The organism is Spongiibacter marinus (genome assembly GCF_016906995.1).
GTDB lineage: Bacteria > Pseudomonadota > Gammaproteobacteria > Pseudomonadales > Spongiibacteraceae > Spongiibacter > Spongiibacter marinus.
In genome coordinates this window covers 1-22,594 of sequence record NZ_JAFBBD010000003.1, presented here as the reverse complement: position 1 = coordinate 22,594, position 22,594 = coordinate 1, and the positions used below count along the sequence as shown (strand labels likewise).

Annotated in this window: 20 protein-coding genes and 1 pseudogene; 11 read left to right on the top strand and 10 right to left on the bottom strand. The window is 55.2% G+C overall.

The genetic code is table 11. From position 1 onward, the window contains the following. Nucleotides 1-53 precede the first annotated feature (53 nt). From HNR64_RS04635 to trxB, 3 genes are read right to left on the bottom strand one after another with little or no spacing between them, the layout of a single operon-like run. Nucleotides 54-758 (bottom strand): arginyltransferase, encoded by a 705-nt coding sequence (locus tag HNR64_RS04635; protein WP_204995384.1) that lies wholly within the window; start codon nt 756-758, stop codon nt 54-56. Beyond that, nucleotides 751-1,470, bottom strand: coding sequence for a leucyl/phenylalanyl-tRNA--protein transferase (aat, locus tag HNR64_RS04630; RefSeq protein ID WP_204995383.1), 720 nt, complete (start codon nt 1,468-1,470; stop codon nt 751-753). Before aat ends, HNR64_RS04635 begins: the two co-directional genes overlap by 8 nt. A 16-nt stretch (nt 1,471-1,486) precedes the next feature. Continuing rightward, the gene (gene trxB / locus HNR64_RS04625; protein WP_027872501.1) at nt 1,487-2,437 is read right to left on the bottom strand and encodes a thioredoxin-disulfide reductase; all 951 of its coding nucleotides are present in this window, start codon (nt 2,435-2,437) and stop codon (nt 1,487-1,489) included. Nucleotides 2,438-2,659: 222 nt separating this feature from the next. On the opposite strand from trxB, the gene HNR64_RS04620 reads away from it, so the two are divergent. Genes HNR64_RS04620 through gorA form a run of 7 tightly spaced genes read left to right on the top strand, consistent with a single transcriptional unit; the run spans nt 2,660 to nt 11,452 of the window. Then, nucleotides 2,660-4,993 (top strand): DNA translocase FtsK, encoded by a 2,334-nt coding sequence (locus tag HNR64_RS04620; RefSeq protein WP_204995382.1) that lies wholly within the window; start codon nt 2,660-2,662, stop codon nt 4,991-4,993. Nucleotides 4,994-5,002: 9 nt separating this feature from the next. After that, entirely contained in the window at nt 5,003-5,602 is a 600-nt protein-coding gene (gene lolA, locus HNR64_RS04615; RefSeq protein ID WP_204995381.1) for an outer membrane lipoprotein periplasmic chaperone LolA, read from the top strand. Further along, nucleotides 5,599-6,891: a replication-associated recombination protein A gene (locus HNR64_RS04610; protein ID WP_204995380.1), complete on the top strand. Its 1,293-nt coding sequence runs from the start codon at nt 5,599-5,601 to the stop codon at nt 6,889-6,891. The genes lolA and HNR64_RS04610 overlap by 4 nt, the downstream gene beginning before the upstream one ends. A 46-nt stretch (nt 6,892-6,937) precedes the next feature. Next, nucleotides 6,938-7,306, top strand: a complete 369-nt coding sequence (crcB, locus tag HNR64_RS04605) for a fluoride efflux transporter CrcB (protein ID WP_027872497.1) — start codon at nt 6,938-6,940, stop codon at nt 7,304-7,306. A gap of 32 nt (nt 7,307-7,338) precedes the next feature. Next, nucleotides 7,339-8,646: a serine--tRNA ligase gene (gene serS, locus HNR64_RS04600; RefSeq protein ID WP_204995379.1), complete on the top strand. Its 1,308-nt coding sequence runs from the start codon at nt 7,339-7,341 to the stop codon at nt 8,644-8,646. Further along, on the top strand, nt 8,646-10,046 hold the full coding sequence (cysG, locus tag HNR64_RS04595; protein ID WP_204995378.1) for a siroheme synthase CysG: 1,401 nt from the start codon (nt 8,646-8,648) through the stop codon (nt 10,044-10,046). Before serS ends, cysG begins: the two co-directional genes overlap by 1 nt. 53 nt (nt 10,047-10,099) lie before the next feature. Beyond that, nucleotides 10,100-11,452, top strand: a complete 1,353-nt coding sequence (gene gorA / locus HNR64_RS04590) for a glutathione-disulfide reductase (RefSeq protein ID WP_204995377.1) — start codon at nt 10,100-10,102, stop codon at nt 11,450-11,452. 25 nt (nt 11,453-11,477) lie between these two features. Here gorA and HNR64_RS04585 read toward each other — a convergent pair whose 3' ends face one another. Continuing rightward, nucleotides 11,478-13,601 carry a carboxy terminal-processing peptidase gene (locus tag HNR64_RS04585; RefSeq protein WP_204995376.1) on the bottom strand — a complete coding sequence of 708 codons (2,124 nt, stop codon included), beginning with the start codon at nt 13,599-13,601 and terminating at the stop codon, nt 11,478-11,480. A 137-nt stretch (nt 13,602-13,738) separates the two neighbouring features. On the opposite strand from HNR64_RS04585, the gene HNR64_RS04580 reads away from it, so the two are divergent. Then, nucleotides 13,739-14,110 (top strand): nuclear transport factor 2 family protein, encoded by a 372-nt coding sequence (locus tag HNR64_RS04580; protein WP_204995375.1) that lies wholly within the window; start codon nt 13,739-13,741, stop codon nt 14,108-14,110. Between the two features lie 25 nt (nt 14,111-14,135). Here the strand turns inward: HNR64_RS04580 and modC are convergent, their stop codons facing one another. The 4 genes from modC to HNR64_RS04560 form a co-directional block, all read right to left on the bottom strand. Beyond that, nucleotides 14,136-15,179, bottom strand: coding sequence for a molybdenum ABC transporter ATP-binding protein (gene modC / locus HNR64_RS04575; RefSeq protein WP_204995374.1), 1,044 nt, complete (start codon nt 15,177-15,179; stop codon nt 14,136-14,138). 32 nt (nt 15,180-15,211) lie between these two features. Next, the gene (modB, locus tag HNR64_RS04570; RefSeq protein WP_204995373.1) at nt 15,212-15,907 is read right to left on the bottom strand and encodes a molybdate ABC transporter permease subunit; all 696 of its coding nucleotides are present in this window, start codon (nt 15,905-15,907) and stop codon (nt 15,212-15,214) included. Then, entirely contained in the window at nt 15,904-16,647 is a 744-nt protein-coding gene (gene modA, locus HNR64_RS04565) for a molybdate ABC transporter substrate-binding protein (RefSeq protein WP_204995372.1), read from the bottom strand. Before modA ends, modB begins: the two co-directional genes overlap by 4 nt. Before the next feature lie 79 nt (nt 16,648-16,726). Continuing rightward, on the bottom strand, nt 16,727-17,311 hold the full coding sequence (locus HNR64_RS04560; RefSeq protein WP_204995371.1) for a TetR/AcrR family transcriptional regulator: 585 nt from the start codon (nt 17,309-17,311) through the stop codon (nt 16,727-16,729). Nucleotides 17,312-17,405: 94 nt separating this feature from the next. Between HNR64_RS04560 and HNR64_RS04555 the strand changes: the two genes are divergently transcribed. Continuing rightward, nucleotides 17,406-18,197, top strand: coding sequence for a crotonase/enoyl-CoA hydratase family protein (locus HNR64_RS04555; RefSeq protein ID WP_204995370.1), 792 nt, complete (start codon nt 17,406-17,408; stop codon nt 18,195-18,197). 1,362 nt (nt 18,198-19,559) lie between these two features. Here HNR64_RS04555 and istA read toward each other — a convergent pair. Then, a pseudogene (gene istA, locus HNR64_RS04550) lies at nt 19,560-20,914 on the bottom strand (IS21 family transposase); the annotation flags it as partial. Nucleotides 20,915-21,016: 102 nt separating this feature from the next. Between istA and HNR64_RS04545 the strand changes: the two are divergent. After that, nucleotides 21,017-21,457, top strand: coding sequence for a hypothetical protein (locus HNR64_RS04545; protein WP_476749629.1), 441 nt, complete (start codon nt 21,017-21,019; stop codon nt 21,455-21,457). 373 nt (nt 21,458-21,830) lie between these two features. On the opposite strand, the gene HNR64_RS04540 is transcribed toward HNR64_RS04545, so the two are convergent. After that, the gene (locus HNR64_RS04540; RefSeq protein WP_204995369.1) at nt 21,831-22,133 is read right to left on the bottom strand and encodes a putative quinol monooxygenase; all 303 of its coding nucleotides are present in this window, start codon (nt 22,131-22,133) and stop codon (nt 21,831-21,833) included. Nucleotides 22,134-22,196: 63 nt separating this feature from the next. Here HNR64_RS04540 and HNR64_RS04535 point away from each other — a divergent pair. Then, nucleotides 22,197-22,594, top strand: a 398-nt coding sequence (locus HNR64_RS04535; RefSeq protein WP_204995368.1) for a type 1 glutamine amidotransferase family protein, incomplete at its 3' end; no start/stop codon positions are given.

The window sequence follows — 22,594 nt, the reverse complement described above, 5'->3', positions numbered from 1 at the left end:
CGGAAAAAACTGCGCGCATTTTGCCCTAAATAGCGGGATTAGGCAATTTGTGATCAATTCAATCGCACCCAGCGCTGACTCATAAGCAGCTCCAAGGGGCGATAATCAATTTTGTAGCGCATTTTTTGGCAGTCTCGTATCCAATAACCGAGATATAAATAGGGTAGTTGTCGCTGCCGGCAGGTTTCGATCATATGCAGGACCGCCAGCTTGCCGAGGCTGCGACGTTGCGCTTCTGGCGCATAAAACGTGTATATCGCCGACAGCCCGTCCCCCATCTGGTCGCATACACTGACCGCTAGCAGCTGACGTTGATGGTATATATGCAGGTAAGTCGTGTCCTGACGGCTGTCGGCAATAAAGCTGTCGAACTGTTCGCGCGACGCGGGGTACATATCGCCATCGCGGTGACGCTCGTTGATGTAGCGTTCATACAGCGGGTAGGCCTCAGCATCTAACGATTCACGCCAGTAGTAATCCAGGTCTTTGTTGCGGGCGATTTGCCGCCGCTGATTGCGACTCAAGCTGAAGTCGGCGACAGGAACCCGGCTGGCAATGCAGGCGTTGCAACCGTCGCAATTTGGCCGGTAATAGTGGCTGCCACTGCGCCGAAAGCCGGCTTGGGACAGGCGAGTATAAAGGGGAGAGCCAACGTCGCAGGCTGGGTCTACAAACAGGGTCTGCGCCTCGCGGTCATCAAAGTAACTGCACGGGTGAGGGGCAGTGGCGTAGAGCTTAATTTGTCGGTCGTCATTCATAGCTATCTAGCAGGTCTGCGTCCAGCGTCCAGTGGCTCGCATCACTGGCTGTCGGTTGGGCGAAAGTCTCCAGCATCGATTTAAAGTCTGCGCGCGCTAGGTCTTCGGCGCCCATGCTGTAAAGGTAGTCATTGCCGACCTGGCAGTCGATAAGTTCAAACCCCCATCGCTGTAGTTGTTTGCACAGCCCCAGCAGCGCGAGTTTTGAACCATTGCTGCGATGGCTGAACATCGACTCGCCAAAGAACATTCGCCCCAATGCCAAGCCGTACAGGCCGCCAACCAGTTCTCCTTGCTGCCAAACTTCGATGGAATGCGCCCAGCCGAGTTCATGCAATTGTTTATAGGCTTTCCGCATGTTTGCGGTGATCCATGTGCCTGGGCGCTTTGGACTCAGTTCAGCGCAGGCATCCAGCACTTCGCCAAAACATTGATCGGCAGTGATCCGAAAACGCTCTCGCTTTAACTGCTTGCGCAGCGTTCTGTTCACATAGATCTTTTCGGGGAAAAGCACTGCTCGCGGTTGTGGCGACCACCACAAAATGGGTTGTGGGTCTTCATACCAAGGGAAAATCCCCTGTCGGTAGGCTTCCAAAAGGCGAGCAGGGGAGAGATCACCGCCAACGGCGAGCAGGCCGTTGGGGTCATCCAGCGCGGAGTCAATCTCTGGGAATTGCAGCGAATTTTCGCTTAACCAGGGAATGCTGGGCACAGCAACGTGCCCGTATTTAGGCGAGGTTGTCTAAATAGCGCTCGGCGTCCAGTGCCGCCATACAGCCAAAGCCTGCAGAGGTCACCGCCTGACGGTAGATATGGTCGGCCACGTCGCCCGCCGCGAACACGCCCTCTACTGAGGTTTGGGTCGCGTTGCCCTCTGTGCCGCTGGCAATCTTGAGGTAGCCGTTATGCATATCCAGTTGCCCCTCGAAGATACCGGTATTGGGCTTGTGACCGATCGCAATAAACACACCGGCAACGTCAATTTCCTGCGTACTGTCGTCTTGTGTGCTGGCCAGGCGCAAGCCGGTTACCCCTGAATCATCGCCCAGGACTTCATCGAGAGTATGGTTCCATAAAATATTGATGTTGCCATTCTCAGCGCGCTCAAGAATTTTATCCTGCAGGATTTTTTCAGAACGCAGCGCGTCTCTGCGATGCACTAAGGTCACCTCTGAGGCAATGTTTGACAGGTATAAGGCCTCTTCAACAGCGGTATTACCACCGCCAATAACGGCTACTTTCTTGCCACGATAGAAAAAGCCATCACATGTTGCACATGCCGACACGCCTTTGCCCATAAAGGCTTCTTCTGAGGGCAGCCCCAGATATTGAGCAGAGGCTCCCGTTGCAATAATCAGTGCATCACAGGTGTAAGTATTGCTGCCTGTGAGCGTGAAGGGGCGCTGCTTCAGGTCCACGCTTTCGATGTGGTCGAACAGCACTTTGGTATCAAAGCGCTCGGCGTGCTCCTGCATACGCATCATCAGTTCAGGGCCTTGAACGCCGTTTTGATCGCCGGGCCAGTTGTCGACGTCCGTGGTGGTAGTCAGCTGTCCACCCTGCTGCATACCCGTAATCACCACTGGGTCGAGGTTGGCGCGGGCAGCATATACAGCGGCGGTGTATCCAGCAGGGCCGGAACCAAGAATAATCAGACGGTGGTGTTGGCTGTCGCTCATGAAGGCAGAATTCCGTGTTTGGGGATTGAACTTGTACTCATCCCGGGTGACTGAGATTAGGCGCTTATCATAGGGTAAAAGGCCGGGGTCAGCAAAAGCTAACACGGCGACAAACGCCACTTCGAAGTGCTAATATTGGGCCAAATTTCGCGGTTTCAACCGCTTCGCTTGCGCCCGCGCAGTGTTTTATCGCTACGAAGATAAGAAGGAAGCCGATTTCCCTTGGCAAAGACCACGAAGTCAAAGAACAACACTCCCGACAAAGGCCGCGACACCCTGCATTTGCGTTTGCGCGAAGGGCTGCTTATCGCTCTGGTCGCGGCCTGCCTGTACATTTTTGTCTCGCTAATCAGCTATAGCGCCGCCGACCCTGGTTGGTCGAGAACGGGCAGTGGGGAAGATATCGCTAACGCCGGTGGCCCCGTGGGCGCCTGGCTCGCCGACGTGTTTTATGCATTGTTCGGCTACATGGCCTATCTCTTTCCCGCCATGCTGGCCTTTCGGGCGATACAACTGTTTCGCGACCGCCTGCATGCCAGCGGTTTCGACTCTGTTGTCTTCGCCTTGCGTTGCATCGGTTTTGTGCTGGTAATGATCGCCAGCACCGGCCTGGCCGCCACGGAAGATCACGGCAACAGTGGCTTGCCATTCGGTGCGGGGGGCGTTCTGGGCGATGCGATCGGCAGCGCTACCGTCGCCGGTTTCAGTTACTTCGGCAGTCATCTGCTGCTGTTGGCGATCTTTTTGTTCGGAATGACGGTATTCACCGACCTGTCCTGGCTGAAATTAATAGACCGTCTAGGGGGCATTACCCTCACGCTTTATGCGCGCCTTCAGGATCGCTACTACCAATTCCTCCAGCAGCGGGCAGAGCGCAAGGCCTCTCGCGAGGCGCAGCAACAGCGCAAGGAGTCGGTGGCCAAGAAAAACGAGATACAAAAGACCCGAACTGCACCGGCTATCACGCCGCCGCCCAAGCCTGCCGCACCATCGGCGCGTGTAGAGAAAGAGCGCCAAACCTCGCTGTTTGACGGCATCGTCACCGGCAGCTTGCCATCATTATCACTACTCGATCCGGCGGAACACCACCCAGACAAAGGCTTCTCTCCTGAGACGCTGGAGGCGATGTCGCGGCTGCTCGAAATTAAGCTGTTGGATTTTGGTGTCTCAGCAAAGGTTGTCGCGGTGTTTCCGGGGCCGGTAATTACGCGCTTCGAGCTGGAGCCAGATGCAGGCGTTAAAGTAAGTAAAATCAGCAACCTGGTTAAGGATCTTGCCAGATCACTTGCAGTAGTCAGTGTGCGCGTCGTGGAGGTTATTCCAGGCAAGCCCTACGTTGGCATAGAAATTCCCAATGAAGATCGCGAGATCGTGAACTTCCGCGAGGTGCTTTCCTCTCAGGCTTTTGAGGCCTCTAAGTCCGCGCTCACGCTGGCCCTGGGGCACGACATCTCGGGAGAGCCGGTTTGCGCTGACCTCGCTAAGATGCCGCACTTATTAGTTGCCGGTACGACGGGTTCCGGTAAATCGGTCGGCGTTAACGCGATGCTGCTTAGCTTGCTGTACAAGTCATCGCCGGAGGAAGTTCGCCTGCTGTTGGTAGACCCCAAGATGCTTGAGCTATCGGTCTACGACGGCATTCCCCATCTGCTGACGCCAGTCATTACCGATATGAAAGATGCCGCCAACGGGTTGCGCTGGTGTGTTGCTGAAATGGAGCGGCGCTACAAATTAATGTCAGCAATGGGCGTTCGGAACCTGGCGGGCTTCAACCGCAAGATCAAGGATGCCATCCAAAGCGGCGAACCCATCAAAGACCCACTATTCGTGCCAGACGAGAACTACCAGCCGGGCCTTGAAGAGGCGCTAGCGCCCGACCTTGAGCCGCTGCCCGCTATTGTGGTGGTCATCGACGAATTTGCTGACATGATGATGATCGTGGGTAAAAAGGTTGAAGAACTTATCGCACGAATTGCTCAAAAGGCCCGTGCGGCGGGTATTCATTTGATTCTTGCCACCCAGCGCCCCTCTGTTGATGTCATTACCGGCTTGATCAAAGCCAACGTGCCCACGCGGATTGCGTTCCAGGTTTCGTCGAAAATCGATTCGCGCACAATTCTTGACCAGGGTGGCGCAGAGCAGCTGCTTGGCCACGGTGACATGTTGTATTTGCCACCCGGTTCCGGCCTGCCTGTGCGGGTGCACGGCGCCTTCTGTAGTGATGATGAGGTGCACAGAGTTGTTGCCGATTGGAAAAAGCGGGGAGAACCTCGCTATATCGATGGTCTATTAGAGGAGGGTAGCAGCAGCGATGCCATGCCAGGCATGGCCCCGGAAGGGGGCGATGACGACGGTGAGGCCGATGCGCTCTACGATGAAGCGGTTCGCTTTGTTACCCAAAGCCGTCGGGCGTCGATCTCCTCTGTGCAGCGTAAACTGCGCATTGGCTACAATCGCGCTGCTCGATTGATAGAAACCATGGAGTCTGCAGGTGTGGTCTCCGAGATGGCCAGCAACGGCAGCAGAGAAGTTCTGGCGCCGCCACCGGTCGAATAGGATTTCCTTATGTACAATGCCTTTTTGGCCCTCGTTATTAGCGTAATATTTGCGGTGCCAGCACACGCCGGTGATGTTGCGCAACTGCATTTGCACTTATCCTCTCTGGAAACCCTGCAAGCCCAGTTTGAGCAAGAGGTTCGCGATGAAAGCGGCAACGTTTTGCAGCTTACCCGCGGCGAACTTGCGGTAGAGCGCCCCAACAAGCTTCGCTGGGAGAGCCGCGAGCCTTTTCACTACCAACTTATTAGCGACGGTGTAACGCTATGGCGTTACGACGCCGACTTGGAGCAGCTCAATAGCGAGCCATTTAGCGACGAGCTGGCAGAAGCACCGGCGATGATTATCGGCGCCAGCATTGAACAGCTAGAAAGTCAGTTTGATGTGCGGTTTAACAAACAGGGCGCACTGCGGGAGTTTATTCTCACGCCGAAACAACCCGGCATGTTCAGCCAAATGAGTCTGCGCTTTCGCCAGGGCAAACTTATCGGCATGAGTATGCGCGACAACCTGGAACAGTACACAGAGGTGAAATTTATCAAGCCGCGCTACAACGTACCGCTGGCTGACGACACCTTCATCTTTTCCGAAAACAACGCCCCCTCATGAGTAACCCCGCGCCGCTGGCGGCGCGTATGCGCCCGCAATCACTCGCTGAATACCGAGGACAGGCGCATTTGCTCGCTGAAGGGCAAGCGCTGCGCACAGCGCTTGATTCAGGCCAGCTTCACTCGATGATTTTTTGGGGGCCGCCGGGAGTTGGCAAGACCACCCTGGCGAGATTGATTGCCCAGCATAGCGACGCTCACTTTATTACGGTCTCTGCGGTACTCGCGGGCGTAAAGGATATACGTCAGGCCGTTGAAGAGGCCAAGCGGGAGCGCCAGTACGGTCGCCGGACGGTCTTGTTTATCGATGAAGTACACCGTTTTAACAAGGCCCAGCAAGATGCCTTTCTTCCCTATGTGGAGGATGGAACACTAATTTTCGTCGGTGCCACTACCGAAAACCCCAGTTTCGAGATCAATAACGCACTGCTATCGCGCGCCCGGGTGTACCCGCTTCACGCGCTTGATGCCGAGAGTCAGCTGGCAATTTTACGCCACGCCTGTGAAGAGGAAGGCTGGCAGTGTAGTGATGAACTGTTGTCAGAGCTCGCTCTGCAGGCAGACGGCGATGCACGCCGAGCGCTTAACCTGCTAGAGCTCGCAATGGACATCATGCGCGACCGGGGCGACGAACAAACGATTGACGCCGACGCTGTCTCGCAGGCAATGAGCCATCAACCCCGGCGCTTCGACAAAGGCGGCGACCTGTTTTACGAGCAGATCTCCGCCTTGCACAAGTCGGTAAGAGGCAGTTCACCCGACGGCGCTCTGTACTGGCTTATTCGCATGCTCGACGGCGGCTGCGATCCTATTTACGTCGCGCGGCGCTTGGTAAGGATGGCCAGCGAAGATATCGGTAATGCCGACCCCAGAGCCCTGCGCGTCTGCCTTGACGCCTGGGATGTACAAGAGCGCCTCGGCAGTCCGGAAGGGGAGTTGGCACTGGCGCAAGCCGTGGCCTATTTAGCTGCCGCGCCCAAGAGTAACGCGGTCTACACGGCCTTTAATGCCTTAAAAAAACGCATCGCCAGCGACCCAAGTCACGATGTGCCCATGCACCTACGCAACGCGCCCAGCAAGTTAATGAAGGCCCAGGGCTTTGGCGAGGGCTATCGCTACGCCCACGATGAGCCCGATGCCTACGCCGCCGGGGAGAGCTATTTGCCGGAAGCCCTTCACGGTGAGCATTTCTACCAACCCGTCGACCGCGGTTTGGAGCGAAAAATTGCTGAAAAAATGCGTTATTTACAGCAACTGGATGCACAAAGCCCGCATAAGCGTTATCCGTGAGCGCAGTTCTTGCTAAAATGCCCGCTTTAACCAACAGGGAAAGCGCGTGCTGCAATATCTACTGATCGCCTTAGGTGGTGCCAGCGGCGCGCTGAGTCGCTACGGTATTGGCCGGCTTTGCCAGGTGCTACCCGCGAGCCAATGGCCAGTGGCAACCTTTGCAGTGAACGTGCTCGGCTCCGCCGCCATTGGCGTTGTATACGTGCTGATTACCGAGCGCAGCACCTTGCACAGCGACTGGCGCTATGTGTTGATGGTCGGCTTTTTTGGTGCCTTCACCACCTTTTCCACGTTTTCCCTTGAGTCTGTAGCGCTGTTGGAGGCGGGCAAACCGCTGCTGGCGCTGGCCTACATGCTCACTACTGTTACCACATGTGTACTGGCCTGCTGGCTAGGAATAATCGCTACAAGATAGCTTAAATATCAAAGGTTTGGAGAGTTTATATAATGCTGGATATCAAGCAGCTTCGCCAGGACCCGGACGCCGTGGCAGCCGCCTTGAAGAAAAAGGCCTACGACTTCGACGTGGCGCATTTTCAACAACTCGATACCCGTCGCAAGCAAGCCGATGTGGAAAGTCAGGAGCTGCTTGCACAGCGCAAACAAGCCTCTAAGCAAATTGGCGAATTAGTAAAGAGCGGCCTGTCGGTCGATGAGGCCAAAGCCAAGGTAAATGAAACCCTGGCAACTATAGAAGCGAGCCTCGAGCGCGTAAAAAATGAAGCCAAGGCTGCGAACGACGAACTCGACGCGGTGTTGATGGCAGTACCCAATGTACCGGTAGAGGAAGTGCCCGAAGGTGCAGACGAGGACGCCAATGTAGAGATTTCGCGTTGGGGCGAGCCGCGCCAGTTCGACTTCGACGTTAAAGATCACGTGGATGTCGGCGGCAACCTCGGCGGGCTGGATTTCGATACCGCAAGTAAAATCACCGGCAGTCGCTTTGCCGTTATGCGCGGCGGTTTGGCGCGTCTGCACCGCGCACTCACGCAGTTTATGCTCAACACGCACACCGGTGAGCACGGCTACCAAGAAGTTTACGTGCCCTATATCGTCAACAGCGATTCACTGCGCGGTACCGGGCAGCTGCCTAAATTTGAAGAGGACCTGTTCCGCCTTAACAGCGAATCAGAGTACTACCTGATCCCCACAGCGGAAGTGCCGGTTACCAATATGCTGCGCGATGTTATCGTCGAAGCGGGCGAGCTGGGAGAGGGCTTAAAGTTCACCGCCCATACACCGTGCTTCCGCTCAGAGGCGGGCAGCTACGGCCGTGATACCCGCGGAATGATTCGCCAGCACCAGTTTGAAAAAGTGGAGCTGGTGCAGTTCGTTAAGCCCGGCGATTCTGCCCAAGCGCTGGAAACCCTGACAGGGCACGCCGAAGCCATTTTGCAAAAGCTGGAGCTGCCTTACCGCAAGGTCTTGCTCTGCGGTGGTGATCTTGGCTTTTCCGCGCAAAAAACCTACGACCTGGAAGTGTGGCTACCGGCCCAAAACACCTACCGGGAGATCTCCTCTTGCAGTAATTTCGGCGACTTCCAAGCGCGCCGTATGATGGCCCGCTGGCGCAACCCCGAAACCGGTAAACCTGAGCTGCTCCACACCCTGAACGGCTCAGGGCTGGCAGTGGGGCGAACACTGGTCGCCATACTGGAAAATTACCAGCGCGCCGACGGCTCGGTGACCATACCGAGTGTATTGCAGCCCTATATGGGCAATATTGAGCAACTCAGCGCTGAGGAACTTGGCTGATGGACTTTTTGCCGCTGTTCACCAAACTCGACGGTAAGACCTGTTTGCTGGTGGGCGGTGGCGAAGTCGCCTTGCGCAAAGCCCGGCTTCTCAGTAAAGCAGGAGCGATACTGCGCGTTGTCGCCCCGGATATTGCCCCTGAGCTGGAACAGCTTGCCCGTGAATCGGGGCAATGTTTGCACGCGGATTACCGCTTGGATTACCTGGATGGCGTGTTTTTAGTCATCGCCGCCACCGATGACCAAGCCCTCAATGAGCAAGTGTCGCGGGACTGCAACGCGCGCAATATTCCGGTAAATGTGGTGGATAACCCGCCGCTGTGCAGCTTTATTTTGCCGGCAATTATCGATCGTTCGCCCATCGTGGTGGCAGTGAGCAGTGGCGGTAAAAGCCCGGTGCTGGCCCGGATGATTCGCTCGCGGTTGGAATCGAGCATTCCCGCCGCTTACGGGCGACTAGCCGGTTTGGTCGGACAATTTCGCGACGCCGTTAAAGCCCGTTTTGACGACATAGAAGATCGCCGTGACTTCTGGGAGCAAACGCTCCAGGGGCCTGTGGCGGAGATGGTCTATGCCGGGCAAGAACAAGCGGCCGGCGAAATGCTCAGCAAATTGATCAATGAGGCAGAGCTTCGTCCTGGCGGCGAGGTATACCTTATTGGTGCCGGGCCCGGCGACCCCGACTTAATGACGTTTAAGGCGCTGCGGCTATTACAGCGCGCGGATGTTGTGCTGTACGACCGCTTGGTCGCACCGGAAATCGTCGAGTTGTGCCGCAAAGATGCCGAGCGTATTTTCGTGGGCAAAGCGCGCTCGAATCATGCGGTGCCCCAGCAAGACATCAACGCCTTGTTGGTTGAACACGCCAAGCAGGGCCGAAAAGTCGCTCGCTTAAAAGGCGGTGACCCCTTTATTTTTGGGCGCGGCGGTGAGGAAATTGAGCAGCTGGCAAACGAATCGATCCCTTTTCAGGTTGTGCCAGGCGTAACTGCTGCGGCCGGTTGCGCGAGCTATGCCGGTATACCGCTGACCCACCGCGACTACGCACAGTCAGTGCGTTTTGTTACCGGCCATTTGAAAGACAACAGCATTAACCTGCCCTGGGCCGAGCTGGTTCATGGCCACCAAACGATCGTTTTTTACATGGGCCTGGTTGGCCTACCGGTGATCTGCGAGCAGCTCATCGCCCACGGTCGAAGCGCCGATACACCAATTGCTCTGGTGCAACAGGGCACCACGCGCCATCAAAAGGTCGTGGTAGCCACCTTGGCAACCATGGTTGAGGAAGTGGCAAAAAATCCCGTTAAAGCCCCCACGCTGATTATTGTCGGCGAAGTGGTCAGCTTGCGAGAAAAACTGGCCTGGTACGAGCACTACGATCTCGCGTCGCCAAGTTTGTAACATCGGTCGCTGCGGCGAGTCCCAATGCCATATTCACTTGATTCGGAGGTTTTGTGAGTCAGTTTGATTACGATCTGTTTGTCATTGGTGCCGGTAGCGGCGGTGTTCGCGCGGCCAGAATGTCAGCGTCGATGGGCGCCCGCGTGGCCGTGGCCGAAGCCCGTTATCTGGGTGGCACCTGTGTAAATGTCGGCTGCGTGCCTAAAAAACTTTTTAGCTATGCGGCCCACTTCACCGAGAACTTCCACGATGCAGCCAGCTTTGGTTGGGATGTTTCGCACGGCCTGATCGACTGGCCGCGCCTGCGCGACAATAAAACCCGCGAAATTGAGCGCTTGAATGGCATCTACGGCAATATTCTCAAAAATGCCAATGTTGATCTGATCAACGGTCACGCGCGCTTTGTCGACGAACACACAGTGGACGTAAACGGCAAACACTATCGCGCCGAACGGATTCTTATTGCTGTTGGCGGCTGGCCCTATATCCCCGATGTGCCTGGGAAAGAGCACGCCATTAGCTCCAATGAGCTGTTTTATCTCGATGAGCTGCCAGAACATGCCACGGTAGTGGGCGGAGGCTATATTGCCACCGAATTTGCCGGCATCCTCAACGGCCTGGGGGTTAAGGTCACACAAATTTACCGTCGCTCGCTGTTTCTGCGTGGCTTTGATGAGGAAATACGCGGCCACCTTGCAGAGGAAATGCGCCAGCGCGGCATCGAACTGCGTTTCAATGAAAACGTCACTGCAATCGAGAAAACCGCCGACGGCTTGCAGCTTCAGCTGGAGAGCGGCGGCGTGCTGAATACCGGCGCTGTGCTTTATGCCACCGGGCGCCAGCCGCTACTCGAGGGACTTGGGCTTGAAAACACCCGGGTTGCGCTCAACGAGCAGGGCTTTATTGCCGTGTCGGACACCTTCCAAACGGCGGCGCCCAGTATTTACGCACTGGGTGATGTCATCGGTGGCATGGAACTGACGCCTGTGGCGCTCGCCGAAGGAATGAATCTCGCTCGGCGACTCTATGGCGGCATTGACCAGGCGATGGACTACGAATACATTCCCACCGCGATCTTCTGCCAACCCAATATTGGAACGGTTGGCTACAGCGAGGAACAAGCGCGGGAGAAATTTGGCGATATCAGCGTGTTTACGTCGCAGTTCAAACACCTGAAACACACCCTCACTGAGAATCCGTCAAAGGTATTTTTGAAGCTGATCGTCGATAAAGCCTCAGACCGCGTTGTCGGCGTTCATATGCTCGGGGATGATGCCGGCGAGTTAATCCAGGGCTTTGCAGTGGCGATAAAGGCGGGGGCAACCAAAGCCGTTTTCGACGCCACTATTGGCATTCACCCCACGGTCGCTGAAGAGTTTGTGACCATGCGCGAGGCCAGCCGATAAGCTGGCCTTCAAGGGAAGGCCCTTTTTAGGGCCGCCCGGCGAGTCTTTCCTGCTGGAAGGCAGGAATCGCGTCCACCAGAATATGGCCGGCCTCATTTAGCAGCGGGTCAGGGCGTTTGTCTTTCTCTTCACCCTCATTCTCCGCCTCGGTATCCGGGCTGATCAACAGATCATCCGGGGTATCGAGCTCGTCATCTTTCAGCACATCCAAGGGCTTTTCACCCTTGGCCACACGACGGCGGTTTTCCATCGCCAGCTGCAGGGCTTTTTGCTCTTCGCGCTCTTTTTTACGCTTGGCAATATTCAGCGACAGGTACTTTCTGTCGCGATATTTTTCTATTGCCGCTAATTGCTCTTTCAAAAACCGAAAATCAGGGTCTTTAGCAACGCGCTCCTCGTGGCGTTTTTCCAACTTATCCAGGCCACTGCGCAGGTCGTAATAATAGCTGTGGCGAGCACGGGCGATGCGGTCCCACGCCATCGCATTGTCGAGAATGCTTTCGCCAATCTGCTCGGAATCATAGAGGGGAGGGAAGCTGATATCGGGAATCACGCCGCGGTTTTGGGTGCTGTCACCCGAAATGCGGTAAAACTTCGACTCGGTCATTTTTAACTGACCGTGACTCAGCGGGTTTACCGACTGCACCGTTCCCTTACCGAAAGACTGGGTACCGATCACAATACCGCGCTGGTAGTCCTGAATGGCACCGGCGAAAATCTCCGACGCAGATGCGCTCATGCGGTTGATCAACACCGCCAACGGGCCGGTGTAATAGGGCGAGCTGCGGCGCTTACCTTCGCGAATCACCCGGGAATTGGACTGGCGTATCTGCACCGTCGGCCCGGATTCAATGAACAGGCCCACCAGACCGTTGGCCTCGGCTAGCGAGCCGCCGCCATTGTCACGCAGGTCGATCACAATACCTTCCGCGCCCTCGGCCAGTAGTTCACCAAGAATGCGATGCACATCGCGGGTGGTGCTGCGGAAGTCGGGATCACCCATGCGGAAGGCGTCAAAATCCAAGTAAAAGGTTGGGATATCGATAACCCCAATCTTTCTAACCTTGCCCGAGGCATCTTCAATATCAAGGATCTCTCCCTTGGCACTTTGCTCTTCGAGCTTCACCTCGTTGCGCTCGATCACAATTTCCTTGCGCTCTTCGTCGCTATGCGCCAGCGCAGGAATAACTTCTAAGCGCACAACCGACCCCTTCGGGCCGCGAATCAGGTCGACAACATCGTCCAGGCGCCAGCCAATTACATCCTGCATATCACCCTTCTTGCCCTGGGCAACACCGACAATACGGTCTGCAGGCTGCAACTCACCCTGCTTATCGGCAGGGCCGGCAGGCACCAGTCGCACGATCTTGGTGTAGTCGTCTTCCATTTGCAGAACAGCGCCGATCCCCTCGAGCTTCAGGCTCATATTAATCTGGAAGTTTTCCGACAGCCTCGGCGAAAAGTAATCGGTGTGGGGGTCGTACAGCGACGCGAGGGCATTCGCGTAGATTTGGAAGGCGTCTTCCGCCTCGAGCTGAGTCAGGCGCTTCACCTGATTACGGAAACGCTTCTCCAGCAACTCAACGATGGCTTTATCTTCTTTGCCCGCCAGCTTTAAACCGAGAACACGATTTTTCAGCTGCTTGCGCCAAATCTCATCGGCTTCGGTCTGGTTTTTTGGCCAGGGCTGTTCAGAGCGGTCCAGCAAAAAGCTCTCGTCGACACTGAAGTCCATCGCTGCGACGGTTTTTTCCAGATCGTCGAGGCTGCGCTCCAAACGGCTCACAATGCGTTGACGATAGCGGTTAAAAATCAGAAAACCTGTATCCAGGCGGCCTTTTTTCAGTTCATCGTCCAGGCGGTCGCGGTATTGCTGAAAACTGGCAATGTCCTCGGCGAGTAAAAACTGTCGATTAGGGTCTAGGTCACTGAGGTAGGCATCCAACAAACGCGACGACGAGGCGTCATCAACAGCCAATTTTACATAGTGGCTACTATTGAGTTGGTTGAGCATGTCGCGAATCGCCTTGCGATGCTCTTTGCTGGGTTCTAAGTCGGTCAGCGCATAAGCGGGCGACAGCAAGAATAAAAAGAGGAGTGAAACGCTAGCGAAAAGGGTGCGCGACGAACGATGTTGAGTAAAAAGCATAAATTACCTGTGTTTTTCCGCTGTGGTTCAGTCTTACGACTAATTTTCCGGTGATTTCCTATCAGCGGATTTCCCGTATCGGTATACCGCGTTACACTGAAAATATCCACTTAGGCTAACTGATGGAGCCCGCAATTGTGAGTAAAAACCCTAAAGTGACAGCCGTTGAAACATATATCAAGGCGCTGACTGAGCACGACCTCGGCGCAATTGACGCACTTTTTGATGACAACGCTACCGTGGAAGACCCAGTCGGCGGAGATGTCATTCGCGGTAAGGACGCTATTCTAGGATTCTACAAGACCGCATTTAGTTCCGGCATTTCTGCAAGATTAGAGGGCGCAGTGCGCTTAGCCGCTAACCATGCAGTGTTTCCCTTTGTGGTAGAACTCAACCCCGGCAACGGCGAAATGCGCCTGGAAGTCATCGACCAATTCACCTTTAATGACGCCGGAAAAATCTGTGCAATGAAGGCGTTTTGGGGTGAAGAGAACATGACAACCCCCTAACGCCGCCCCGCCAAATGCCTGTCACCTAGCGAATGATCGCCACCGACTTAATTTGTGCAAACACCGACATACCCACAGTTAAGCCCAAGTGGTCGATACTTCGCCGGGTCAGCCTCGCCAATAGGCGCTCGCTACCCAGCTGCAAGGTTAGTACCTGCATGGCGCCTACCGCCTCATCACTGATTGCCGTTATCGAGCAGGGCAGCACATTCAAAATACTGCTGTCGCCGTGGGCCGACAGGCTAATACTCACGTCCTGCGCGCGAATTCGCAGGCGCTGCTCGCTCCCTAAGGCTTCATCGTTGTGTTGTACCCAAAGTGCACCCCCATTAAAGGCCAATTCCGCGAGTTGCCATTGTTCATCAATGCGGTTCACCCTGGCACGCAGCACCGCCGACACATCGGCGCTGCCCGGCCGGGCGATCACCTGCTGCATGAGCAGCTCTTCCATTGGCCCGTAGTGGCTGACGTTGCCGTTTTCCAGCATTAGCAGGGTATCAGCGAGGCGGCACACCTCATCAACAGAGTGGCTGACATACAGAATAGGAATATTCGACGCGCGGCAGAGTGTTTCCAGATAGGGCAATATCTCGGCTTTTCTGCGGTCGTCCAGGCCGGATAGGGGCTCGTCCATCAGCAGCAACTCTGGGCCGATTAACAGCGCTCGCGCAATCGCCACACGCTGGCGTTCTCCCCCCGACAACTGATCTGGCCTGTGCGACATCAATGCGGCAAGGTCCAATAAATCCACCACTTCTTCCAATGCCGGCGCTTGGGGCGCTGCGCGCCGCTGTGCATAGCGGAGGTTGCCCGCCACACTGAGGTGTGGAAACAAGCTCGCCTCTTGAAAAACGTAGGCGATCGGCCGGCGGTGGCAGGGTAGGCAGTGGCGCCCTTGCTGCCAGCAAGCGTCGCCAAAAAACAACTCGCCGCGAGCGCGTTGCAAGCCTGCGATGCAGCGCAGCAACGTTGTTTTTCCCGAACCGGAAGGACCAAATATCGCCGTAACACGGTCCATTGGCAGGGAAAATTCGGCATCAAGCGCGAACTTGTCGCCGGGAAACGCCAATCTAAAATGACCTGAAAGCTGCTTTACCACGGCTAGAAACCCAATACTTTTGCTGAGCGCTTGCCGCTGCGAAGCCCATGCAGCAGTAGCATGGTAATAAAGGATAGCGCCAACATCAGCGCGGCGAGGCGATGCGCTCGGGGGTAGTCGAGGGCTTCCACATGTTCATACAGCTGCACCGAGAGCACCTGGGTTTCACCCGGAATATTGCCGCCAATCATCAGCACCACACCGAACTCGCCCAGCGTGTGGGCAAAACCCAGCACCGCCGCAGTGATAAACCCCGTTCGGCACAGCGGTAATAACACCGTGAAGAAACGATCAATTGGGCCGGCACGCAAAGTGGCGGCCACTTCAAAAGGGCGCTCGCCCATGCTTTCCATTGCGTTTTGTATGGGCTGTACCACAAAGGGCAGCGAATAAAACAAGGAGCCAATCACCAAGCCCGTAAAGCTGAACGCCAGGCTCCCAATTCCCAAACGCTCGCTCAGGTAGCCTATGGGCCCCTCCGGCCCCATTGCCAACAGCAAATAAAAGCCAAGCACTGTAGGCGGTAGTATCAATGGCAGGGTGATCAGCGCCGCTACCGGAGCGCGCAACCAAGAGCAGCTGCGGCTTAGCCACCAGGCCAGCGGTGTCGAAATCACCAAAAGTAAAACAGTGACGACCAGTGCCAATTTCAGGGTAAGTAAAAGCGCGGTCATATCCTGGCTATCGAACCCCATCATTCTGCACCCTCCCTTGTGGGCAGCTGATAACCATCGTTACGAATGATCTGCTTAGCAATATCGGTTTGTAAAAACATCAGAAACGCCCGGGCAGCATCAATATCGTCACAGCGAGTTAGCAGCACTCGTTGCTGCCTGATCGGCCGGTGCCAGTCATCGGGAATTAACCAATAATCGGTGGAAGAGGGGGGCATCTGAGCGCGCGCTAACAGGCCCGCCTCCGCATTTTTGGAATGCACAAATTGGTAGGCCTGAGCGATATTTTCGCCGACTACCAGTCGCTTTGCCGCCGCTTTTTCTAGCTTAAAATGCCGCAGAACATCTTGCGCTGCTCGCCCGTAAGGGGCCAAACGCGGGTTGGCAATGGCAAAACGCGAATAGCTAAATGCTGTCAGTTCACGCTGCCCATCTTTATTTACCGGCCACAGCACTAAGCGGCCACGCGCATAGTCCTGGCGGCTGCCATCGATGACGAAGCCGTTATCCTCCAGCGCTTTCGGGCGGGCGATATCAGCCGAGAAAAACATATCGAAGGGCGCACCTTGGCGAATTTGTGCGTATAGCTTGCCCGACGAACCGCGAACAAGCTCAGGTGACACTCCGCCTAGGGTCGCATAATGCGCGGCGAGCTTCTCCAGTGTGGGAGCGAAATTCGCGGCCACAGCAATACGCAGCGGCGCCGCCACCGCAGCGCCAGACCACACACATATCAATAACAGGCCAAACAGTCGGTTCAACAACACAGGCACCCTAAAATCAGGCAGCTAGTCTCGACCAAATTTAGGTACGACACAAGCGGCGCCTCTACTTAGCCTCTATTCAGTTAGCCTCTAGTGCATGTTGTGCGACAAGGGCTGCTGCGGCCTGACCCGCGTCGGTAATGTAGGCTGGGTCATGGTGAATCAACATACTCGACAGAGCACCTTCCAGTAGCAAAAACACCTGCCTCGCGGTAAGCGCCGGCGCGGCCAGTCCTGCGGCGCTAAAGGCCTCAGTTAACCATTGCTCCACATTCTTTTTATGCCGAGATGCGGCTTTCATTGCCGGGTGCCCCGGTTTGTTCGCCAGCTCTCCGGCTGTACGCTGAAAACCGCAGCCGCGCCATTTTGGGTGGCTGGTCGCCCTGGCCACATTGGCAAATATCGCTGCTACCTTGTCGGTGACTTCCCCATCCTGCTCGGCGAACGCCTGCTGATAAGCAGCTAAATTCTGTTGGTCCCGCGAGCGTAAATACGCCGCTATCAAGTCATCCTTGCTGGCAAAGTGGTAGTACACCGTGCGTTTGGTAACCCCCGCCTTGTCGGCGATTGCATCAACACTCGTCGCCTTCACGCCCAGCAGGTAAAACAAGGTGTTGGCGGCCTGCACAATCTTTTCTTTGGTGTCGCCCTTGGCTTTCGTCATTAGGTATACCGTATAGTGAGTGTACTAAATGCTACGCCACTCCTATCCTCGTGAACAAGGTCTTTAACAGCCTATGCACAACGAGGAAACGACGATGGACAGTACCGTATTATTTGAGCAACAGGGCGCCGTTGCACTGCTGACCCTAAACCGGCCAGAAAAATTAAATGCACTGAATTACGCCACAAATGATCGCCTATTAAGCCTGCTCGACCAGATAGAAGATGACCCCGGCATTGCTGCCGTAGTTCTCACTGGGGCAGGGGACAGAGCCTTTTCTGCTGGCGGCGACATTTATGAATTCACACAGAGCATTGAGCAAGGCACCGATATCGCTGTAAAAGCATTCGTTAACCGTGGCCAGCGCATGACGGCAAGGCTGGAGTCATTTCCCAAGCCTATTATCGTCGCCGTAAATGGCATCGCCTTTGGTGGTGGCTGCGAAATTACCGAGGCCGCTCACTTAGCGATTGCCAGCGAACGAGCCGTCTTCGCCAAACCGGAGATTAATATCGGCATTCCACCGACCTTTGGCGGCACCCAGCGCCTACCTAGGCTGGCAGGAAGAAAACGCGCACTAGAACTGCTGCTAACCGGAGACCAATTTTCAGCGCAGCGAGCCTATGAAGTCGGCCTGGTAAATAACGTCGTGCCCCATGAACAACTATTAAGCAGCGCCATGGAGATGGCCGAGCGCATTCTGCGCCATTCACCACTTGCGGCGGCGCGCATACTCTCGGCCGTCACACGCGGCATCAATACCACCATAGACGAAGGCCTTGAGATCGAAAAACAACAGTTTGCTCGCATGGCCGGTACCTGCGACTGCAAAGAAGGCCTGCATGCCTGGATAGAGCGGCGGCAACCACAGTACACAGGTAAGTGAGCACGACGGTAACGATTTCAAACAAAACCGACGATGAAGTCGAGCTGTGGTTAAAAAGCTAAAAGCCCGCCATAACGAGGGGTCGCAAATGCTGCATGTCCTCATAAAGTGAGCAATTGTTCGAAAGGTAACTTATTGACAATAAAGAGAATCTCTTTTGAAAATTTCAAGTATAATTCGCATTTCAATGAAAAATAATATCACGTTTGATGCCGCCGCTACTTTTCAAGCAAAGTAGGCAATCGGGCTACCACTCCAAAGCAGGAATACCCGTCGGCTGGGAGCCTCGTCTCTGGATCAGCCATGTTGGTTCGCATCAGACAAGTAGGGGCATCCCCAGTGAATAAAAACACGCCACTACAACTTCCACTTTTCGTACCCCTGACGCCACATGTCCCGTGTCCTGGGACACGGGACAGCCGGTAGGAAAAAGTAGAATAAAGTCAAGGTATTATGTTCAGAGGAGTGACTAACCACGTTTCGGAGGCGGAAGCGCTTTGGGCAATTCGGAACAATGTCAGTTAGGGAGCAGCTGTTGTATGAAGAGCCTGCCATTGAGGTCGTCGGGGCATTACGCGCTTTGTGAAAATCGACTATTTTCACAATAGCGGACATATAGACCACCGACACTCTCGGATTACGTTTGCAGATCCTGTCGCCCGCTAAGCCAATAAAACGGCCGTTCAACAATGAGGGTGACCAGCGTCGGCAGAGTGCCATGAACAGTCAGTGCGCTTATCTGAAAGGTGGCCGCTCACTGCATGAAGCCGCCGTTCATGTACGGTCCAGGGTCGGTCGCAAAGGTGCCAAGAATGGGCGGTGAATGCGGAACCTTTTTCCTCTTTTGCCCCCCTTAGCAGCCATTGCCAAATCCGATGTTCTAGAGTCTTCCTATGTGTTAACTGTCGCCAAAACCGAGTGAGCCTAACTCCGAATACAATTGGCGACTTACACTTACGCCAAATTTATAATTTCTATTCTGCTAGCAGGAAGCATATCAGCGCTGTGCAATACTCACGATAGATTGAAAAATCTGGTGACCTTCAAGAGTCGACTCAATAGTGTATTGCTGGAATCGATTGGCCGCGCCTAATGGAACTCTAAAAGACAGTCTGCCAAAGTTATCAGATTGCACAGAGAATGCCTCTGCACCAGATATATGGATTTCATAGGTTTTGTTTGGTGCATACTAGGGAGCGGAGGTTATGTCGGCTTCACCGCTGCCCTCAAGAGTGAAACCCTCTGGAGAAACGTCGCCTAATCGAGTGAATTCCATCGCCTCGCGTATCATTGTGACATGCCAACCATAGACATCGTATTCGGATTCCGCAGAGATATAACTGAAAGGAATGGGTGGAGATGGAGGTTCTGCAAAGACAGACAGACCCGGTAGGCCTGTTCCGGATGGGCGCGGGCACGCAGTTGGGCATCCACCCAGACAAGCGTTTCCGGCCCGATCTTGCTTGCCCATTGCTTTAAACGGCCTGGTGTCCACTGTTGGTGCTTGCGGTGTCGTGTGGGCATGTGCGCGGCTTCGGTTGTGGTGCCGGGGCGCTGGCCGCGCGGATGGGAGGCAATCTGGCGCTGGCGGAAGTAAATCGTGATCAGGGATTCGCTAGCGTGTAGCTCCAGAGTTTCACCCACATAGTGGTGCGGTACGGAGTAATGATGCTGTTGGTATTGCACGTGGTAATCGATGTTGACCTTCACTGGCTTGATGTCGACGAAGCGGTAGGCCTGAGTGGGTAGCGGGTTCAGTGCTGGTTTATCCAACGACTGGAAGGCTTCAATTCGGTTGCCGGGCAATTGCTTGAAGGGCCTGGCGTTGAGTTCTTCCAGCAACACCCGGATACAGCGATTCAGTTCTGCCAGAGAGAAGAAGGTCTGTCGTCGCAGACGCGCCAGAATCCAGCGCTCCACGATTTGTACGCCGACCTATGCCTTGGATTTGTCTTTGGGTTTGTAGGGGCGAGCCGGCACGACGGCCACGCGGTAGTGTGCAGCCCACTGCTGATAGCTGGGGTTGAGATCGGGATCATAACGACAGGCACGGCTGACGCCGCTACGCAGGTTGTCCGGCACGATCATCGCGGGACAACCGCCAAAGAACGCCAGCATGCGAGTATGACTGCCAAGCCAGTCCGGTAAGGATTGACTGAAGGTAGCTTCGGCATAGGTGTAGTTCGAGGCGCCCAGCACACCAACAAAGATCTGGGCCTCGCGGATCTCACCGGTACCGCCGTTAACGATGGGCACCGTCTGCCCGCAGTAATCCACAAAGCACTTCTCACCCGCCTTGTGAATCTGACGCATGGATCGCTTCTGCCGTTTGCTCCACTGCCGGTACAGGTCACAGAACTGGGAGTAGCTGTAGCAACGGTTGGGAAACTGCTCGGTGTGTAATCCTCCCACAAGAGCTGCTTGGTCATGCCTTTGCGTTTGAGTTCCTGGTGGGCACTAGCCCAGTCGGGGACGTGATAACGGTCAGACACAGTGGTATCGGCTTGTGGGTAAAACAGCGTGGCCAGAGCGGTGTCGTCGAGCTCGGCCGGCAGCGGCCACGTCAGGGAAAGTTCCTCGGCTCGCGCCACCAGTTTCTGGATGGCGCCGAGGCTGGTCTTGGTACTGGCGTTGATTTGCCGCAGTGACAGGTTAGCGGCGAGTCGAAGCCGCAACACTTCTCGGATGTTACGCATGGTGATCCTCTTGGCAGGCATGACCCCTCCGGAAAAAGCGGAGAGGGTAGCAAATTCAAAGAAAATCAATGCGTTGAGCGGGATTCCGGTTCAACGTGAACACCGGTTCCGAGAAGATGAACAGTGATTCCGGAAAACCCGGTAAAAGTGTTCACGTTGCGCCGGAATCAGCGTTCACGATGGATCGGAATGGGTGTTCACGTTCGTCCGGAATCGGTGTTCAGGTTGGGGCGGAATATGCAGGAGTCCAACGGCATCGATGAAGTACCTGACTACACCGACCCGATAACCTTCAACGCAAAAATAAGTTCGCCCCAGGTTGGCCAGTTTGTCGGCTTAGTTTGCAAACTCGATGCGTTGATGATCTCAATGGACACACTCTGGTTATCTAGCGTGCTTAGCAACAAGCAACGTGTTGATGGTAACTACGCATGGCAACAGCGCATCATCAAACTTGCACGACGCATTATTGATATCGAAATTCGAGCACGAAAATCAGCTCAAGCCAAGGGTAAAGAAGCAGAAGTTGAGCAAGCGGTGCCTTCAACCGATGACCTGACATAACTTTAAGCGTCCGGCGATCACAGGTAGGTGTTCTAATTTAAGTGTCCACTTAATTTTGATACGTACCTGCAACAGTAGACACTTCACCAAGCACTGCTCTTCAACTGAAAACTCTCTGGGCTTAGATAGCTAAGAGTACTTAAGGAATGCGCATTACCGTAATCTCAGGTGAGCTTCGCTTTTACATGTATGCGCGTTTAATATTCTTGGCACCTTGAACTCCGAACAGAAAACAAGGTACCTATTGAGACACCCAACCGGCCAAGAGAATTGTCGTCAACTGGTCATCCTAATTGTCGCCGAACATCCCCCCGGCCTGCGTAGGGCCGTGTGGCCCTACGCAGCGTGACCTGATTGAGTCAAGGCCGGGTTGTCATGCAGGCAGTTTGGCTGCAAGCAGTTCGACCTTCTCGATATTGGGCGGAGAACTGAGCAAGGTCGCGGCGTTGGCCATCAAGGCCGCGGCGATCTGGCCGTTCAGATGTGCCCGGCGACCTGCCTCATCGGCAAACCCATCGAACACACCGAACGTCGAAGGGCCAAACTTCAATGCAAACCAGGCAGTGGTGCCGGATTCGGCGTTGGCGAGCGGCAGTGCGCTGGCCAGGAAGTCGGCAAGCGCAGCCTCCTGGCCGGGTTTGGCTTCGAGGCGAACAAACAGGGCGAGCTTGGTCATATTGTAATCCTTTGGGTAAATGGTTTAGGTGAAAGCACCGACGAGCCTGCAGTCTAAGTCTTCATGACAACCATTTATATAGACAAAAATGACAACTTTGATATCATTATTGCCATGAAACTTCATATCCTTGTTTGTGATGGCGTGTTTGATCTGGGGCTTGCGGCGCTCACTGACACAGTGGGCTTGGCCAATGCGATGTCGAGCTCGCTGCCACAGGCTCCCGCGCACATAGAGCTCACGCTGGTGGGCGTGCGGCGTCGCATCCTAACGGCGCAGGGCTTGACGGTCCCCGTGGTCACTGCGCGTGGTGTGCCGGAACCAGACGTCGTGCTCGTGCCCGCGTTTGGTGACAAGATGCCTGACACGCTCTCGGCTCGGCTCACACGCCCCGACGTGCCCGATGCGGTCGCCGCGCTACAGTTGTGGTCCACCGCTGGCGCGCACCTTGGTGCCGCCTG